At 64.6% G+C, this 16551-nt stretch carries 16 protein-coding genes; 10 read left to right on the top strand and 6 right to left on the bottom strand.

The genetic code is table 11. The features are described from left to right. Positions 1-48 precede the first annotated feature (48 nt). The 5 genes from AC3WW4_RS03965 to AC3WW4_RS03985 are packed head-to-tail and all read left to right on the top strand — an operon-like array spanning position 49 to position 4867. The gene (locus AC3WW4_RS03965; protein ID WP_488827085.1) at positions 49-1074 is read left to right on the top strand and encodes a sulfate ABC transporter substrate-binding protein; all 1026 of its coding nucleotides are present in this window, start codon (positions 49-51) and stop codon (positions 1072-1074) included. Positions 1075-1107: 33 nt separating this feature from the next. Further along, entirely contained in the window at positions 1108-1950 is an 843-nt protein-coding gene (gene cysT / locus AC3WW4_RS03970; RefSeq protein ID WP_488827086.1) for a sulfate ABC transporter permease subunit CysT, read from the top strand. A 15-nt stretch (positions 1951-1965) separates the two neighbouring features. Next, the gene (gene cysW, locus AC3WW4_RS03975; protein WP_488827087.1) at positions 1966-2874 is read left to right on the top strand and encodes a sulfate ABC transporter permease subunit CysW; all 909 of its coding nucleotides are present in this window, start codon (positions 1966-1968) and stop codon (positions 2872-2874) included. Continuing rightward, on the top strand, positions 2871-3929 hold the full coding sequence (locus tag AC3WW4_RS03980; protein ID WP_488827088.1) for a sulfate/molybdate ABC transporter ATP-binding protein: 1059 nt from the start codon (positions 2871-2873) through the stop codon (positions 3927-3929). The genes cysW and AC3WW4_RS03980 overlap by 4 nt, the downstream gene beginning before the upstream one ends. Then, entirely contained in the window at positions 3926-4867 is a 942-nt protein-coding gene (locus AC3WW4_RS03985) for a CysB family HTH-type transcriptional regulator (RefSeq protein WP_488827089.1), read from the top strand. Before AC3WW4_RS03980 ends, AC3WW4_RS03985 begins: the two co-directional genes overlap by 4 nt. Before the next feature lie 13 nt (positions 4868-4880). Here the strand turns inward: AC3WW4_RS03985 and AC3WW4_RS03990 are convergent, their stop codons facing one another. Continuing rightward, positions 4881-5573: a class I SAM-dependent methyltransferase gene (locus AC3WW4_RS03990; RefSeq protein WP_488827090.1), complete on the bottom strand. Its 693-nt coding sequence runs from the start codon at positions 5571-5573 to the stop codon at positions 4881-4883. A gap of 390 nt (positions 5574-5963) precedes the next feature. Further along, the gene (locus tag AC3WW4_RS03995; protein ID WP_488827091.1) at positions 5964-6770 is read right to left on the bottom strand and encodes a PEP-CTERM sorting domain-containing protein; all 807 of its coding nucleotides are present in this window, start codon (positions 6768-6770) and stop codon (positions 5964-5966) included. A gap of 478 nt (positions 6771-7248) precedes the next feature. On the opposite strand from AC3WW4_RS03995, the gene AC3WW4_RS04000 reads away from it, so the two are divergent. Together AC3WW4_RS04000 and groL are read left to right on the top strand one after the other, a co-directional pair. Beyond that, positions 7249-7539, top strand: coding sequence for a co-chaperone GroES (locus AC3WW4_RS04000; RefSeq protein ID WP_488827092.1), 291 nt, complete (start codon positions 7249-7251; stop codon positions 7537-7539). 83 nt (positions 7540-7622) lie between these two features. Further along, complete coding sequence (groL, locus tag AC3WW4_RS04005) at positions 7623-9275, top strand: chaperonin GroEL (RefSeq protein WP_488827093.1); 1653 nt, start codon at positions 7623-7625, stop codon at positions 9273-9275. Positions 9276-9389: 114 nt separating this feature from the next. On the opposite strand, the gene AC3WW4_RS04010 is transcribed toward groL, so the two are convergent. Next, entirely contained in the window at positions 9390-9557 is a 168-nt protein-coding gene (locus tag AC3WW4_RS04010; protein WP_373691869.1) for a DUF3149 domain-containing protein, read from the bottom strand. A gap of 130 nt (positions 9558-9687) precedes the next feature. On the opposite strand from AC3WW4_RS04010, the gene AC3WW4_RS04015 reads away from it, so the two are divergent. Next, entirely contained in the window at positions 9688-11943 is a 2256-nt protein-coding gene (locus AC3WW4_RS04015; protein ID WP_488827094.1) for a patatin-like phospholipase family protein, read from the top strand. Between the two features lie 15 nt (positions 11944-11958). On the opposite strand, the gene AC3WW4_RS04020 is transcribed toward AC3WW4_RS04015, so the two are convergent. Genes AC3WW4_RS04020 through AC3WW4_RS04030 form a run of 3 tightly spaced genes read right to left on the bottom strand, consistent with a single transcriptional unit; the run spans position 11959 to position 14702 of the window. Further along, positions 11959-13098 (bottom strand): protein-glutamate methylesterase/protein-glutamine glutaminase, encoded by a 1140-nt coding sequence (locus AC3WW4_RS04020; protein WP_488827095.1) that lies wholly within the window; start codon positions 13096-13098, stop codon positions 11959-11961. Between the two features lie 15 nt (positions 13099-13113). Then, positions 13114-13848 carry a chemoreceptor glutamine deamidase CheD gene (gene cheD / locus AC3WW4_RS04025; RefSeq protein ID WP_488827096.1) on the bottom strand — a complete coding sequence of 245 codons (735 nt, stop codon included), beginning with the start codon at positions 13846-13848 and terminating at the stop codon, positions 13114-13116. 26 nt (positions 13849-13874) lie between these two features. Next, positions 13875-14702 (bottom strand): CheR family methyltransferase, encoded by an 828-nt coding sequence (locus AC3WW4_RS04030; protein WP_488827097.1) that lies wholly within the window; start codon positions 14700-14702, stop codon positions 13875-13877. Positions 14703-15010: 308 nt separating this feature from the next. On the opposite strand from AC3WW4_RS04030, the gene AC3WW4_RS04035 reads away from it, so the two are divergent. Further along, on the top strand, positions 15011-15721 hold the full coding sequence (locus AC3WW4_RS04035) for a GGDEF domain-containing protein (RefSeq protein ID WP_488827098.1): 711 nt from the start codon (positions 15011-15013) through the stop codon (positions 15719-15721). Then, the gene (locus AC3WW4_RS04040) at positions 15721-16530 is read left to right on the top strand and encodes a MinD/ParA family protein (protein WP_488829688.1); all 810 of its coding nucleotides are present in this window, start codon (positions 15721-15723) and stop codon (positions 16528-16530) included. Before AC3WW4_RS04035 ends, AC3WW4_RS04040 begins: the two co-directional genes overlap by 1 nt. Positions 16531-16551 lie beyond the last annotated feature (21 nt).

Consider the following 16551-nt stretch of genomic DNA (forward strand, 5'->3'; position numbering starts at 1 on the left):
AGGTCCGTTCTTTAACATGCTTTCATTGCATCTAGAAAGGGCTTTGTCATGCTGTTTTCTTTGAAGACCTCCTTGCTTCGTCTGACCGCTGTGGCGGTGGTGGCCTCGGGCCTGAGCGCCGCGGCCCACGCCGACGTCACCTTGCTGAACGTCAGTTACGACGTCACCCGCGAGTTCTACAAGGACTACAACGCGGCCTTCATCAAGCACTGGAAGCAAACGGCCGGTGAGACCCTGACTGTCAACCAGTCGCATGGCGGCTCCAGCAAGCAGGCGGGCAGCGTTGTGGCGGGCCTGGCGGCTGACGTCATCACCATGAACCAGGCGACCGACATCGACATCCTGGCCGACCGTGGCGGCCTGGTGCCGGCCAACTGGGCCAAGCGCCTGCCGCACAACAGCTCGCCCACCGCCTCGGTGAGCGTGATCCTGGTGCGCAAGGGCAACCCCAAGGCCATCAAGGACTGGGCAGACCTGGCCAAGCCGGGCGTCTCGGTGGTGGTGCCGAACCCCAAGCTGTCGGGCAATGGCCGTTACACCTACCTGGCTGCCTGGGGCTCGGTGATCAAGTCGGGCGGCACGCCGGCGCAGGCCCGTGCCGTGGTCGAGAAACTGTTTGCCAACGTGCCGGTCTTTGATGGCGGTGGGCGTGCGGCCACCACCACCTTTGCTCAGCGCAACATCGGCGATGCCTTGGCCACCTTCGAGAGCGAAGTGCCTTTGATCAAGGCCGAGTTCGGTGGCGACTATCAGGTGGTCTACCCCAAGAGCACCATCCTGGCCGAGAACCCGGTGAGCGTGGTCGACAAGGTGGTCGACAAGAAAGGCACCCGCAAGCAGGCCGAGGCCTACCTGAACTACCTCTACTCGGAAGAAGGCCAGACCATCGCGGCCAAGCACAACCTGCGTCCGCGTTCGCCCCAGGTGCTGGCCAAGTACAAGTCGGCCTTCATCAACATCCCGACCTTCACTGTGGACGAGGTGTTCGGTGGCTGGCGCAAGGCCCAGAACGACCACTTCAAGGACGGTGGCATCTACGACCAGATCACCGCCAGCGGTCGCCGCAACCAGTAAGCGTTCGCTCCGAAGTCTCCCAAGCGAGTTGTCATGATTTTCTCCAAAACCCTGCTGCGGCGGCACACCGTGCTGCCCGGCTTCGATCTGGCACTGGGGCTCACGCTCACCTACCTGTGCCTGATCGTGCTCATTCCCTTGAGCGCCACCTTCCTGCGCAGCACCGAGCTGACCTGGGACCAGTTTGTCGAAGTGGTCACCTCACCCCGCGTGATGGCTTCTTACAAGCTGACCTTCGGGGCCTCCTTGCTCGCGGCGGTGATCAATGGCGTGTTCGGGCTGCTGGTGGCCTGGGTGCTGGTGCGTTATGACTTCTTCGGTCGCCGCATCATCGATGCCCTGGTGGACCTGCCCTTTGCCCTGCCCACCGCCGTGGCGGGCATCACGCTGACGGGCCTGTATTCGGCCAACGGCTGGATCGGGCAGTACCTGGAGCCGCTGGGCTTCAAGGTGGCGTTCACCCCGGTGGGTGTGTTCGTGGCGATGACCTTCATCGGCTTGCCGTTTGTGGTGCGCACCGTGCAGCCCGTGCTGGAAGACATGGCCTCCGAGCTGGAAGAGGCGGCCGCCACCCTGGGCGCCAGCCGCTGGCAGAGCTTCACCAAGGTGATCCTGCCCATCCTGATGCCGGCTTTGCTGACGGGCTTTGCGCTGGCCTTTGCGCGGGCGCTGGGCGAGTACGGCTCCATCATCTTCATCGCCGGCAACATGCCGATGGTGTCCGAGATCACGCCACTGCTGATCATCACCAAGCTGGAGCAATACGACTACGCCGGGGCGACATCGATCGCCGTGGTGATGCTGGTGATGTCCTTCATCATGCTGCTGGCCATCAACGGTCTGCAGGCCTGGACGCGCAAGCGTCAGGGCAAGTAAAGAGGTGCCTGGATCATGAGTGCTGTTTCTTTGGCCCAGCCCGCACCGGTGCAGAGCGTGGCCCCACCCAACGTGGCACACGCCACCACCGAGCCGGTGTGGGTGCGTCGCGTGCTGATCGGCGTGGCGCTGGTGTTTTTGTCGCTGTTCCTGTTTGTGCCGCTGGTGTCGGTGTTCTTCGAGGCCTTCAAGAAAGGCTGGGAGGTCTACGTGGCCGCCATCACCGAAGCCGATGCGGTCTCGGCCATGTGGCTGACCCTGATCGCGGCAGCGATCTCGGTGCCGCTGAACCTGGTGTTCGGGGTGTCCGCCGCCTGGGCGATCGCCAAGTTCGACTTCCGCGGCAAGAGCGTGGTGCTGACCTTGATCGACCTGCCGTTCTCGGTCTCGCCCGTGATCGCCGGTCTGATCTATGTGCTGGTGTTCGGCCTGCAAGGCTGGTTCGGCGAATGGCTGATGGACCACGACATGAAGGTGATTTTCGCGGTGCCGGGCATCGTGCTGGCCACCATCTTCGTGACTTTCCCTTTCGTGGCGCGTGAGCTGATCCCGCTGATGCAGGCGCAAGGGCAGGAGCAGGAAGAGGCGGCCCGCGTGCTGGGGGCTTCCGGTTGGCAAACCTTCTGGAAGGTGACCCTGCCCAATGTCAAGTGGGGCCTGCTGTACGGCGTGATCCTGTGTAACGCCCGCGCCATGGGTGAATTCGGCGCCGTGTCGGTGGTGTCGGGTCACATCCGGGGGCAGACCAACACCTTGCCTTTGCACATTGAAATTCTCTACAACGAGTACCAGTTCGCCGCGTCGTTCGCCGTCGCGTCCCTGCTGGCCAGCCTGGCGCTGGTCACCCTGGTTCTCAAATACATCGTTGAACGCCGGGTCCATCAGCAGATGGCCCAGGCCCAGCAAGCCGGAGCGGCAGCATGAGCATTGAAGTCAAGAACCTGGCCAAGCGTTTCGGCCAGACTGTGGTGTGTGACAACCTGAACCTGAACATCCCCTCGGGGGAGCTGGTGGCCTTGTTGGGCCCTTCGGGCTCGGGCAAAACCTCCTTGCTGCGCATCATTGCCGGCCTGGAAACGCCAGACAGCGGCACCGTGCTGTTCAACGGTGAAGACACCACCCACGTGGCCGTGCGTGAGCGCAATGTGGGCTTCGTGTTCCAGCATTACGCGCTGTTTGGCCACATGACCATCTTCGAGAACGTGGCCTTCGGCTTGCGCGTGCGCCCCAAGGCCACCCGCCCGCCCGAAGCCGAGATCAAGAAGAAAGTCACCGAGCTGCTCAAGCTGGTGCAACTGGACTGGATCGCCGACCGCTACCCGCATCAGTTGTCCGGGGGGCAGCGTCAGCGCATCGCCCTGGCCCGCGCTTTGGCGGTGGAGCCCCAGGTGCTGCTGCTCGACGAGCCTTTCGGCGCGCTCGACGCCAAGGTGCGCAAGGAGCTGCGCCGTTGGCTGCGCCGTCTGCACGACGAGATGCACATCACCAGCGTGTTCGTGACCCACGACCAGGAAGAAGCCATGGAAGTGGCCGACCGCATCGTGGTGATGAACCAGGGCCGCATCGAACAGGTGGGGGCCCCCGACGAGGTCTACGACCACCCGGCCACACCCTTCGTGCTCAAGTTCCTGGGCGACGTCAACCTGTTTCATGGTCGTGCTCATGCCCAAGGTGAGGTCGGACAGGTGGCACAGGAGGCTCAGTCGGTGAGCTATGTGCGCCCGCACGAAATCCAGGTGCTGGCCCAGCCCGTTGAGGACAGTGTGGCGGCCACGCTGATCGATGTGCTGACTGTGGGCCCCAACACCCGATTGGCCTTCGAGCGCGGCGATGGCAAGGGTGAAATCGAGGTCGAGCTCACGCGTGACGAATACGCCGCCCTGCGTGATGCTGGCGTGCTGGTCGTCGGCCAGGTGGCGCACCTCAAGGCCCGTCGTGTGCGCCACTTTGAAGCGCCAGCGCAGGCGGGGACGGTATGAACTTTCAGCAATTGCGCTCGGTCCGCGAAGCGGTGCGCCGAGGCTTCAACCTGACGGAGGTGGCGGCGGCGCTGCATACCTCGCAGCCGGGTGTCAGCCGCCAGATCCGTGAGCTGGAAGACGAACTGGGCGTGGAGCTGTTCTTGCGCGTGGGCAAGCGCCTGACCGGCATGACCCCCCCAGGTCAGCAACTGCTGCCCACGGTGGAGCGCCTGCTGCGCGAGGCGGAGAACCTGCGCCAGGCGGCACGCGACTGTGCCTCGCACGATGTCGGGCCGCTCTCGCTGGCCGCCACCCACTCGCAGGCCCGCTACGCGCTGCCCGGTGCAGTGAAAGATTTTCGGCAACTTTATCCGCAGGTCACCTTGAGTCTGCACCAGGGCTCACCGCGTCAGATTGCCCAGATGCTGCTCAACGGCGAGGCCGACATCGGCATCGCCACCGAGGCGCTGGACCAGTACGAACAGCTGGTGACCTTGCCGTGCTACAGCTGGACGCACAGCGTCGTGGTGCCGCCCGAACACCCGCTGCTCGACGGTGAACCGCTGACGCTGGCGCGCCTGGCGCGCTTCCCGATGGTCACCTATGACGAAGGGTTCACGGGGCGCTCCCACATTGACGAGGCCTTCGCCAAAGAGGGGCTCAAGCCCAGCATCGTGCTGTCCGCCATGGACGCCGATGTGATCAAGACCTATGTGGAGCTGGGCATGGGCGTGGGCGTGGTGGCGTCGATCGCGTTCGATCCGGATCGTGACCGCAACCTGCGGGCGATCGATGCCGGACACCTGTTTGCGATCAACATGACGCGGCTGGCCTTTCGCCGCGGCGCGTTCCTGCGCGGCTACGCCTACGGTTTCATGGAAACGTTTGCGCCGCCCTTGACCCGCGAGGTGGTGGAGCAGGCCGTGCGGCAGTCCACCGAGGTTGTGGCCGCTTGACTGACGTCTGGGCTCAGGCGTGCCCGCGCTGGTAGCGCAGCATGCGGCCCTTGTAGGGCGTGCCCTGGGCGTCACGGCCGCTGAGGTCGATTTCTTCCAGCGTGAAGCCGACCTGGGCCATGCGCTTGTTGAAGGCAGAGCGGTTGCCCCGGTTGGGGTCCACGATCAGCACCTCGGCGCAGGGCAGGGCATGCAGGGCGATGAAGCCCGACAGCTTGCCTGACTCGTCGCGCTCATAGAGCACGTCACTGCCGATGATCAGGTCGAAGCGCCCCGACACGGCCGGGTGACCGGGGCGCTCTACCGTGTCGGCGTCGTCGCCCCAGTTGCCATGGCGGTACGGCAGGGGCGACAGGTCGTTGAGGTCGATGTTGCGGTTCAGGAAGGTCTCGGTCAGCGGGTGGCAGTCGGAGGCGGTCACGTCGGCCCCCTGACGGTGCGCCACCATGCTGGCCAGCGCCAGGCCGCAACCCACTTCCAAAATGCGCTCACCGGGCACCAGGGGCCGCTCGGCCATCCAGCTGGCCAGTTGCAGCGACGAAGGCCACAGCAGCCCGAACAGCGGCCACGCCGCGCTGGAGATGCCCAGGGCTTCGGCTTCCCCCAGCGGGTCGGCGTACTGCTGGCGGTCGAGCAGGGATTGGATGTGCAGGTCGTGGGCGCCAGGGATGGCGATGCACTCTTGTTTGGTCTGATAGCCCGGCATGTGCTGCGGTGCCCTTCGAGGGAGAGCGACCCCGTCGGACGACGGCGCTCTCGGCGTGAATCGGCGCAATGCGGCGGGCTCATGGGCCACTCGGGCGATAGCGGTGCGGCGCAGGGCGGCAGGCTGTCGGGCCGAAGGGGCATTCACGCGGGGCAAGACGAGGTGGCTGGGCGCGCCGGGTCAGGCGTCCCCGCTCCAGTTTAGCCGAAGACTGTAGAGGGCAACGCAACGCAGCACTTGTCCAGGCGGCCGCTCAAGAACATCCCTGATCACCCGCTTGGGCTGACTGGGGCCGCCCAAAGATTGGTTTGCCTGGCGGCCAGATTGCGGTTTGGCCTCCACTGGTCGAAGCGACACGGCCCGGCCTTCTTCATGCCGAGGCCCGAGTGTTCACTTCGCTGTGCGACGACGAGCCAGAGCCAGCCCGACCAAGCCCAACCCCATCAGCGCATAGGTTGAGGGCTCTGGGATGGGTGGAATCGGAGGGGAAAGGAAGCCGGTGGACAGCGACAAACGCATCGTACCAAAGTCAGCAGAAGCGCCTTGCAGGGCAATCAGCCCGATCGAGTACAGCCCCAGACCGGCCTTGAGGTTGTTGAACCCTGCGGTGGTCAGAGCCAAACCAGATAGGTTGATGTCAAAGGTGCCTGGCGAAGTCAGCGATGTCGGGCCAGCGATGTCGGTGAAGGACCAGGCCAGCACATTGGCGGCGTTAACGTTGACCGTTGTGCCAGTGCTAGTCTTGCCGGCCCCCACGAAGTCAGCGTAGATGTTCTTGTTGACCATGTCGATCTTCAAGTTCGTCACGCTGACGGTGCCGCCGTACGATACACCCTTGACCGCAGCTGCGATCTGGGTGGCGCCACCCACGCTGGTGGCTGTATTAATCAAGCCATTGGCAGCGACGTCCAGTTGGGTCACCGGTGCAGCCACACCCACTGCGGTGTAGTCACCGGGGACACCGGCGATGTTGGAGGTGGCAGGGGCAGCAGCGACCACCTGCACGCCACCGGTGTTCAGAGCATCAATCAGCGTCTGGCTGAAAGTCAACGCGCCCGAACCGCTTATGAAGGGCAAACCATTGACAGACTGTGATGGGTTTCCAGCAGTCAGCGTGACGGCGCTGGCGGAGCCCGCAGCAACGAAAGCCGCAGCTACAACACTGCTCTTGAATGCAAATTTCATGTATTTCTCCACTGGTTTGAATGTCGGCCTTGGTGTTCACGCGTTCGCGGAGCCCAAGCGTCCAGATCGATTCTGATCAAGTCAGTGTTATGGCATAGGCCACCCCGCTTTGACGTGCGCGCCCCCCGCTTGCTCAGGTGTCGGGCTTACCCTGCCCATCTTGGCGATGGGCTTCGGCAAGTGTTTGGCGCCGTTGGCGGGACGCTGTCGGCAAGCTGCCAAATTGATCTCTTTTCAGGGGGGGACGCAAAGTGCCACCATGAGCGGTTCATCGCTTCCAGTGCAACGACGTTCGACACAAACGCACGAAGCGCGCATCGCCCCCTTGAAACTCCGCACGCCGTCCCTATAATCTATTAGCACTCACCACTGGCGAGTGCTAACGGTTGGGTCGCGTTGGTGACCAAGCCCCTCATTCGTACCGCTGATGTGAGCATTCACTCACGTCGCATCCATTGTCAAACCGATGTCTCAACAGACAGGAGAAGTCATGAAACTGCGTCCTCTGCACGATCGCGTGATCGTCAAGCGCTTGGAACAAGAAACCAAGACCGCCCTGGGCATCATCATTCCCGACAACGCCGCCGAAAAGCCTGACCAAGGCGAAGTGCTGGCCGTCGGTCCTGGCAAGCGCAATGACAAGGGCGAATTCGTTGCCCTGAACGTGGCTGTGGGCGATCGCGTCCTGTTCGGCAAGTACTCGGGCCAGACCGTCAAGGTCGATGGCGAAGAGCTGCTGGTCATGCGTGAAGAAGACCTCTTCGCCGTCGTCGCCAAGTAAAGCACTGACGCTTTCCTCGGCGCAGACTGAGCGCGAGGCAAGCGTGGCTTACCACCCCATTTACTGAATTCGGAGAAATACACATGGCAGCAAAAGACGTCATCTTCGGCGGCGAAGCACGTGCTCGCATGGTCGAAGGCGTGAACATCCTGGCCAATGCGGTCAAGGTCACCCTGGGCCCCAAGGGCCGCAACGTGGTGCTCGAGCGCTCGTTTGGCGCCCCCACCGTGACCAAGGACGGTGTGTCCGTGGCCAAGGAAATCGAACTCAAGGACAAGCTGCAGAACATGGGCGCGCAGATGGTCAAGGAAGTTGCTTCCAAGACCTCTGACAACGCTGGCGACGGCACCACCACCGCCACCGTGCTGGCCCAAGCCATCGTGCGCGAAGGCATGAAGTACGTGGCCGCCGGCATGAACCCGATGGACCTGAAGCGCGGCATCGACAAGGCGGTTGCCGCCCTGATCGTCGAGCTGAAGAAGCAATCCAAGGCCACCACCACGACCAAGGAAATCGCTCAAGTTGGCACCATCTCCGCCAACTCGGACGCTGACGTCGGCGAAATCATCGCCAACGCCATGGACAAGGTCGGCAAGGAAGGCGTCATCACCGTTGAAGACGGCAAGAGCCTGAACAACGAGCTGGAAGTCGTCGAAGGCATGCAGTTCGACCGCGGCTACCTGTCGCCTTACTTCATCAACAACCCTGAAAAGCAAGCTGCCTTGCTGGACAACCCCTTCGTGCTGCTGTACGACAAGAAGGTGTCCAACATCCGTGACCTGCTGCCCACCCTGGAGCAAGTTGCCAAGGCTGGCCGTCCGCTGCTGATCATTGCTGAAGACGTCGATGGCGAAGCCCTGGCCACCCTGGTGGTCAACACCATCCGCGGCATCCTGAAGGTCGTGGCTGTCAAGGCCCCTGGCTTCGGCGACCGTCGCAAGGCCATGCTGGAAGACATCGCCATCCTGACCGGCGGCAAGGTCATCGCTGAAGAAGTCGGCATGGCCCTGGACAAGGTCACCCTGGCTGACCTGGGTCAGGCCAAGCGCATCGAAGTGGGCAAGGAAAACACGACCATCATCGACGGCGTGGGCGAAGCTGCTGACATCGAAGCACGCGTCAAGCAAATCCGCATCCAGATCGAAGAAGCGACCAGCGACTACGACCGCGAAAAGATGCAGGAACGCGTGGCCAAGCTGGCTGGCGGCGTGGCCGTGATCAAGGTTGGCGCTGCCACCGAAGTCGAAATGAAGGAAAAGAAGGCCCGCGTTGAAGACGCCCTGCACGCCACCCGTGCAGCCGTCGAAGAAGGCGTGGTCGCTGGTGGTGGCGTCGCTCTGCTGCGCGCCAAGCAAGCAGCTGGCAACGTGCACGGCGACAACGCTGACCAGGAAGCCGGCATCAAGCTGGTCCTGAAGGCTGTTGAAGCGCCTCTGCGCGAGATCGTGGCCAACGCCGGTGGCGAACCCTCCGTGGTCGTCAACGCCGTGCTGGCGGGTTCGGGCACCTACGGCTTCAACGCTGCCAATGACACCTACGGTGACATGATCGAAATGGGCATCCTGGATCCCACGAAGGTCACCCGTACGGCTCTGCAGAACGCCGCCTCCGTGGCCTCGCTGATGCTGACCACCGAGTGCATGATCTCCGAGGCTCCTAAGGACGAAGCCGCCGGTGGCATGCCCGACATGGGTGGCATGGGCGGTATGGGCGGTATGGGTGGCATGGGCATGTAATGCCCTGGGGTGCGGTTCGCCGCACCCGCCGTACCTGCTGCCTGGCAACCTTGCCAGACAAGAAAAAGGCCGCTGGGTTCAGCGGCCTTTTTTCATGTGCTCACCGATCGCAGATCAGGTGGCACGGCCCTCGCGCACTGCGCGGTCGTGGGCCTCGGTGTCTTCCTTGATGTGGCGCGCCACAAAGCGGCCGATGTAGGCACCCATGATCAGGGTGAAGGCAATCACGCCCAAGCTCATCAGGCCATAGTCGGTGGTCAGGAAGTCGGTCAATGCTTGCATGATGGTTCTCCGTTGTGCTTTCTTGGAGCTATCAAACCGCGGATCGAGCCAGAGCGTTCTGACTTACATCAAGTTTGTATGCGCACCCAGCCGGATTGGCAAGCGGGTTTGACACGGCACAATCTTGCGCATGTCTTCGCCTGCACGCCTGTCCCTTCGCCGCACCGTGTGTGCCTTGCTCCTGAGTGGGCTCGCGTGCCTGCCTGCGTGGGCCGATCGCCCCAAGGTGGGCCTGGTGCTGTCGGGCGGTGGTGCCCGGGGACTGGCCCATGTGGGTGTGCTCAAGGTGCTGGAGCGCGAACGCATCCCGGTGGATGTGATTGCCGGCACCTCCATGGGCGCCATCGTGGGTGGCCTGTATGCCAGTGGCCTGTCTGCGCTGGAGGTCGAGCGCGAAGTTCAGCGCCTGGATTGGGACAACGTCTTTGCCAGTCGCGTGGAGCGTCGCGAGCTGTCCCAGCGCCGCAAGGAGCACGACTTCGAGGTCTCGCCCTTGCTGGAAATCGGCATTGGCAGCGATGGCTTGAAGGCACCCCTGGGGTCTTTGTCCAGCCGCGTGCTGGAGGCCCACCTGCGCCGCCTGACCCTGTCGGCCAGCCAGATCCGCCATTTCGACCAGTTGCCCACGCCGTTTCGCGCGGTGGCCACCGACATGGAGACCGGTCAGCCCGTGATCCTGGCCGAGGGCGATCTGGCCACGGCCTTGCGCAGCAGCATGTCGGTCCCGGGCATCTTCGCGCCGCTGGAAGTGAGCGGCCGCATCCTGGGCGATGGCGGCCTGGTCAACAACACGCCGGTGGACGTGGCCCGCGCGATGGGGGCCGATCGGCTCATCGTCGTCAACATCGGCACCTCGCTGGCGCCGCGCGAGACCCTGTCCACCCTGACCGGGGTGACCGCGCAGATGATCAACATCCTGACCGAGCAGAACGTGCAGCAAAGCCTGCGCACGCTGACGCCGCAGGATGTGCTGATCGCGCCCCGGCTTGAGGGCCTGACCTCGGCCGATTTCAACCGGGCCCGTGAGTTCATGGACCAGGGTGAGGTGCAGGCCGAGGCCATGGTGCTGCGCATGCAGGACCTGCAACTGTCCGAAGCCGACTACGCCGCCTGGAAGGCCGCGCGCCAGCGCCGTCAGCCGCCCCCACCGACCCTGCAGTTCGTGCGCACCGAGGGGTCCGAGCTGACCCGCCCCGACCTGCGCGCCGACATGTTCGCGAGCCAGCCTGGCCAGGTGTTCGACGTGGCCAAGGCCGAGCGCGACATCAACCTGTTGGCCGCCTCGGGCGATTACCTGCGTACCGACTACCGACTGTCGCGCACGCCCGAAGGCGAGGCCGGTCTGGTGTACGACCTGGAGGACAAGCCCTGGGGGCCGAACTACCTGCAGATGGGGCTGGACTTCAGTGCCGACAACCGGGGACGCAGCGCGTTCAACCTCAAGCTGGTGCACAACCGCCATTGGCTCGACAGTGCGGGCAGCGAGTGGCGCAACATCCTGCGTCTGGGCACCAGCCCGCTGGTGGGCACCGAGTGGTACCGGCCGATGGCGTGGCACCTGCCCGATGGCCTGAGCGGCTTTGTCGCCGCAGCGGCCAGCGCCCAGCGCCGCACCTTCGACGTCTACCGCGACCCGGATGGCCCCGAGGACGCACGCAACGAGCGTGGCCAGACCCAGATCGCGCTGGAGGCGGGGCTGAACTGGCGCGAGTTGGGCGAATGGCGGCTGGGCTGGGTCGAGCAAATCGGGCGCGACAAGCCCTCGCTGGCCACGGCCGACTACCGCCTCTCACGCCCGACGGCCGCCTTGACCGAGCGCTGGCGCGAAAGCGGCTGGCGCCTCAAGGCCGTGTTCGACCAGTTGGACCACGCCTACTTCCCGTCCAAGGGCTGGCGCGTGGAGGGTCAATGGTTCCAGGGGCAGGGCCGCAATCGCCAGGACAGCAGCTATGTGGCGGGCTATCTGCGAACCTTCGACGTGCAGGGCCAGTGGGTGAACTCCTGGGGGCCGCACACACTGAGCCTGATGGGGCGGCTGGCCCTGTCGGAAGGGGCGCAACCGGCCATAGGCCGCTTCGGGCTGGGCGGGTTCCAGCAGCTCTCCGGGTACGCGCCGTTCCAGGTGGCCGGGCCGCAAGTGGGCTTGCTGCGTCTGGGCTACCACGTGCGCCTGAGTGACATGCTGCTCACCCGGGGGCTGTTTGCCGGCACCAGTCTGGAAGTGGGCAATGCCTGGCAGCGCCCGCGGGACGTCTGGCTGGGGGCCAAGAAGACCGGGCTGAGCCTGTACCTGGGGGCTGACACGGCCATCGGGCCGGTCTACACCGCCATCCTGCACAGCCCGGGTGTGGGGCCCACCCTCATGCTCTTCGTGGGTCGGCCTTGAGGACGGTGGCGGGGGTCAGACGCGGCTGAGCGCCTGGCCCACGGTGGCGCGCAGGTGATCGAGCACATGCTGCGCCACCTTGTTGAGCGGCAACACCTCCTGCACCGCACCGGCCGCAATCGCCTCGCGCGGCATGCCGAAAACGACACAGCTGGCCTCGTCCTGCGCCACACAGTAGGCGCCCGCGTCGCGCATCTCGCGCATCGCCTTGGCCCCGTCGGCGCCCATGCCGGTCAGCATGATGCCGATGGCGTTGGGGCCGGCCACGCGCGCCGCCGACTTGAACAGCACTTCCACACTGGGCTTGTGGCGGTTGACCGGGTCACCGTCCTGCACGCGCGCAATGTAGTTGGCGCCCGAGCGCTCCACGCTCAGGTGCAGACCGCCGGGGGCGATGTAGGCGTGACCGGGTAGGATGCGCTCGCCATCACTGGCTTCCTTCACGCGGATCTTGCACAGGCCGTCCAGGCGTGCAGCGTAGTTGCGGGTGAAGCCCGGGGGCATGTGCTGGGTGATGACCACGCCCGGTGAGTCCGCGGGCAGGGCGGTCAGTACTTCCTTGGTGGCCTCGGTGCCGCCGGTGGAGGCGCCGATGAAGATCAGCTTTTCGGTGGACAGACGACCCAGGCTGTAGGAGCCCGTGTTCAGCGGCTTGGCCGCGACGGTCGGCGTGCTCGCCGCCGTGCGGACGCCGCTCGCAGGTGCGGTCGCGGTCGACGTTGCGGGAGGCGCGGCCGGCGTCAGGCGGTGAATGCGCGCCTTCGAAGCCACCCGGATCTTGTCTGTGATGTCGTCCGACAACTGACGCAGGCCATCGACCACGCCAATCTTGGGCTTGGAGACGAAGTCCACCGCGCCCAGCTCCAGTGCCTTGAGCGTCACCTCGGCGCCGCGCTCGGTCAGCGTGGACACCATCACCACCGGCATGGGCCGCAAACGCATCAGCTTGGAGAGAAAGTCCAGGCCATCCATGCGCGGCATCTCCACGTCCAGCGTGATCACGTCGGGGTTGAGGTTGCGGATCATCTCGCGGGCCACGAACGGGTCGGCCGCCGCACCGATGCACTCCATGTCGGCTTGTCGGTTGATGATCTCCGTCAGCATGCTGCGAACCAGCGCCGAGTCGTCCACCACCACCACAGAAATCTTGGGCATGTCGTTCTCCACCTGTCAGAACAGGTCGATCGAGCCGCCGCCCGTCGAGACGGGGGCCACTTTTTGCGCCGCCAGGCGCTCTTGTTGAAGGATGGCTTCCGGGTTGCTGGGCGTCAGGCGCTTGACCATGGCCTTGCCACTGAAGGGCAGGAAGCAGACCTTGCGCGGGTAGATGTCGAGGACGTCCTTGGACACCACCGGGATGCGCTCGGTCTTGAGATAGTCCATCACGAAGGCGGTGTTGCGCTCGCCCACGTTGATGGTGTTCATGCCACTGATGACGGCCCCGCCGCCAAACACCTTGGCCTCCATCGTCATCCGCGAGGCGCCCAGCTTCATCAGCTCGTTGATGAGCAGTTCCATCGCATACGAGCCGTAGCGCCCGGAGTCCTGGCCGTTGCCGCCGCTGTCGGGCAGCATGAAATGGTTCATGCCCCCGACCTTGGCCTGGCGGTCCCACAGGCACACGGCGATGCACGAGCCCAGCGTCGTCATGATCAGCAGGTCTTCGTGGTAGACAAAGTACTCGCCTGGCAGGATCTTGACGGCCTCGGCCTTGAAGTGGGCGTCGAAATAGAAGAAGGAGGCTTCACCCGGCTTGGGAGAGCGGGCTTTGAGGCGCGCCAGACGTTCCGTGCGCGGCCCAGGCACTTGGTGGAGCGCGGCCGCTGCGGAGGCAAGCGACCCTGGCCGGGCCGGTGTCCCTGTAGCGGCGCCGCGCGCGCTCCCGAAGGGTGGAATGCTGGACATGAGGGGAATCCTTGTGGCGACGCGGCTCAGACTCGGTCGTAGACCGTCTTGCCCTTGAGGACGAAGATGTCGCGCGATTCGGTGAAGTTTTCGGAGTGACCGACAAACAGCAGCCCCTTGGGCCTCATGACGCCATGGATGCGCTCCAGCACCTTGCGCTGCGTCGGCCCATCGAAGTAGATCATCACATTGCGGCAGAACACCACGTCAAAAGGCTCGCCCAGTTGCCATTGCGTCTGCATCAGGTTGAAGGGGCGGAACTCCACCATCCGCGTCAACTCCGGCTTGACCCGGATGTAGCCGCTGTTGTTGCCCTTGCCCCGCAAGAAGAACTGCTTGAGCCGCTGCGGGCTCAGGCCGCGGGCCCCCGCGTCGTACACCGCGCGGGAAGCCGTTTGCAGCACGTTGGTGTCGATGTCGCTGGCCAGGATCTTGACCGGGGCGTTCAGCCCGACGGTTTCGGCCACCGTCATTGCCAGCGAATACGGCTCCTCCCCCGTGGAGGCGGCGCAACACCAGATGCGCGTGGGCTGGGGGCCGCGGGCCTTGAGCCAGTCGGTCAGGGTGTGGAAGTGGTGCTCTTCGCGGAAAAACGAAGTCAAATTGGTGGTCAGGCAGTTGACGAACTCCTGCCACTCCTGCTGCGCCTGGGCGCCGGAGGCACTTTCCAGCCATTGCAGGTAGCCCTCGAAGGAGGGGTGACCGGTTTCGCGCAGGCGCCGCGACAGGCGGCTGTAGACCATGGCCTGTTTGCCCTCGTGCAGGCTGATGCCGGCGCGGTCGTAGATGAGGGCGCGCACCCGCGCGAAGTCGCGGGCATGGAAGTTGAACTCGCGGTCGGCAACGATGTCCATGAAGGAGGGGCGTCAGGCGCCAAAGCGGAGGCAGGTGGCAAGGTGCACCGATGGTTACACCTTACCCTGAAATGGGTCAATCGGACGCGATGCGCGCGGCTTGAATCTGCTTTGCCGCTTGCGCCACAACGTTCGCTGAACCTTGCTATTAGGCCCTTCATCTGGGGGCTTGGGTGCGTCCTGCCCTGCTAGACTTGCGGACAATTGACGAATTTGTCGTGGAGTGAGCCATCGCATCCCCCAACTGTCACCCTGCCGTCCCTGACACGAGGCTGATTCCGGAAGGCCTGCTTGATCTGAGCAATGCTGTGGCCTTGCTGACCCAGGCGGGCTGGCGTGTGCCGGTGGGCTGCCGCGTCGGTGAATGGCCGTGGGTGCAGGCCATCGTCGAGGGGCTGTGCGACCTGTCCAGCCGTGACCCGCTCACTGGCCTGGCCAACCGTCGGCAGTTCGAGGCCTCCCTGGCCCGCGAGATCGACCGGGTGGCCCGCGTGGGCGAGCCCTCGCTGCTGCTCGTGGCCGACATCGATCACTTCAAGGCCATCAACGACACCCATGGACACGTGTCCGGAGATGCCGTCATCCGCGCGGTGGCGGAGTGTCTGCAGGAGTGCGTGCGGCCCATGGACATGGTGGCCCGCGTTGGGGGCGAAGAGTTCGCCATCATCCTGCCCAATTGCCCGCCTGCCTTCGGGCAGACGGTGGCCGAGCGCATTCGCCATCGGATCGCGCAACGGCAGATCACCTTGCTGGGCGGCGCCACCACCTCGGTGACGGTGAGCATCGGCGGGGCCTTTGCGCCGCAGTGGGTGCGCTCCTCCGTCATCCTCTGGTCCGAGCGTGCCGACCAGCAGCTCTACCGCGCCAAGGCGCAGGGCCGCAACCGCACCTGCCTGGACACGCCGCCCCTGACGGTGGTCAGTGCCGAGGAAAAAAGCTTCCTGTTCAGCAGTCTTGCGCAATCTGACACCCTCTCGGCCTCAGAAATTCTTGAGGAACACCCGAAAACGACCTCATGATGGTGCCCATGCCAGTTTCCGAGACAAATCCTTCCAAACCGTCCACCCGGCTTGCCCGCACGGTGGCCGTCACCAGCGGCAAGGGCGGGGTGGGCAAGACCTTTTTCAGCGCCAACCTGGCCACGGCGCTGAGCCGTCAGGGCCTCAAGGTGCTGGTGCTGGACGCCGACCTGGGCTTGGCCAACCTCGACGTGGTGCTCAACCTCTACCCCAAGATCACGCTGCACGACGTGTTCACCGGCAAGGCGCAGCTGGACGAGGCCATCTTGCCGGCCCCCGGCGGTTTCCATGTGCTGCTGGCTGGCTCGGGCCTGGTCGAGTACTCGCGCCTGACGCCCGAGGTGCGTGAGAAGCTGTTGGAGATCTTCGAGGCCGTCAAGCCGCGTTTCGATGTGATCCTGATCGATACGGGCGCTGGCATCTCCGATGTGGTGCTCTATGCCGTCTCGATGGCCGGCGAGGTCATTGTGGTGGCCACGCCCGAGCCCACGTCCATGACCGACGCCTACGCCACCATCAAGGTGCTGTCGGCACAGCAGTCGCGCGAAAAACTGCACCTGGTCGTCAACCAGGTGGCGCGTCCGGGTGATGGGCGCACCATCTGCCAGCAACTGCAGCAGGTGGTCGACCGCTTCGTGGTCAGCCCCACGGGGGTGGTGCCCAAGTTGCAGTTCCTGGGCGACATCCCGTTTGACACCAGCGTGCGCGAGGCCGTGCGCAAGCGTCAGTTGTTGCTGGAACTGCACCCTGGCAGCCCCGCCGCCCTGGGCGTCAGCCAGGTGGCCGTGCGTCTGCTGGGTCGCGCCTGATCGTCCATTCCGTCCTGTTCC

This window comes from Aquabacterium sp. TM01 (assembly GCF_057808345.1).

Excerpts from the sequence above, each read along its gene's own strand:
- AC3WW4_RS03965 (WP_488827085.1), top strand. The coding sequence starts at position 49 with ATGCTGTTTTCTTTGAAGACCTCCTTGCTTCGTCTGACCGCTGTGGCG.
- cysT (WP_488827086.1), top strand. The coding sequence starts at position 1,108 with ATGATTTTCTCCAAAACCCTGCTGCGGCGGCACACCGTGCTGCCCGGC.
- cysW (WP_488827087.1), top strand. The coding sequence starts at position 1,966 with ATGAGTGCTGTTTCTTTGGCCCAGCCCGCACCGGTGCAGAGCGTGGCC.
- AC3WW4_RS03980 (WP_488827088.1), top strand. The coding sequence starts at position 2,871 with ATGAGCATTGAAGTCAAGAACCTGGCCAAGCGTTTCGGCCAGACTGTG.
- AC3WW4_RS03985 (WP_488827089.1), top strand. The coding sequence starts at position 3,926 with ATGAACTTTCAGCAATTGCGCTCGGTCCGCGAAGCGGTGCGCCGAGGC.
- AC3WW4_RS03990 (WP_488827090.1), bottom strand. The coding sequence starts at position 5,573 with ATGCCGGGCTATCAGACCAAACAAGAGTGCATCGCCATCCCTGGCGCC.
- AC3WW4_RS04000 (WP_488827092.1), top strand. The coding sequence starts at position 7,249 with ATGAAACTGCGTCCTCTGCACGATCGCGTGATCGTCAAGCGCTTGGAA.
- groL (WP_488827093.1), top strand. The coding sequence starts at position 7,623 with ATGGCAGCAAAAGACGTCATCTTCGGCGGCGAAGCACGTGCTCGCATG.
- AC3WW4_RS04010 (WP_373691869.1), bottom strand. The coding sequence starts at position 9,557 with ATGCAAGCATTGACCGACTTCCTGACCACCGACTATGGCCTGATGAGC.
- AC3WW4_RS04015 (WP_488827094.1), top strand. The coding sequence starts at position 9,688 with ATGTCTTCGCCTGCACGCCTGTCCCTTCGCCGCACCGTGTGTGCCTTG.
- AC3WW4_RS04020 (WP_488827095.1), bottom strand. The coding sequence starts at position 13,098 with ATGCCCAAGATTTCTGTGGTGGTGGTGGACGACTCGGCGCTGGTTCGC.
- cheD (WP_488827096.1), bottom strand. The coding sequence starts at position 13,848 with ATGTCCAGCATTCCACCCTTCGGGAGCGCGCGCGGCGCCGCTACAGGG.
- AC3WW4_RS04030 (WP_488827097.1), bottom strand. The coding sequence starts at position 14,702 with ATGGACATCGTTGCCGACCGCGAGTTCAACTTCCATGCCCGCGACTTC.
- AC3WW4_RS04040 (WP_488829688.1), top strand. The coding sequence starts at position 15,721 with ATGGTGCCCATGCCAGTTTCCGAGACAAATCCTTCCAAACCGTCCACC.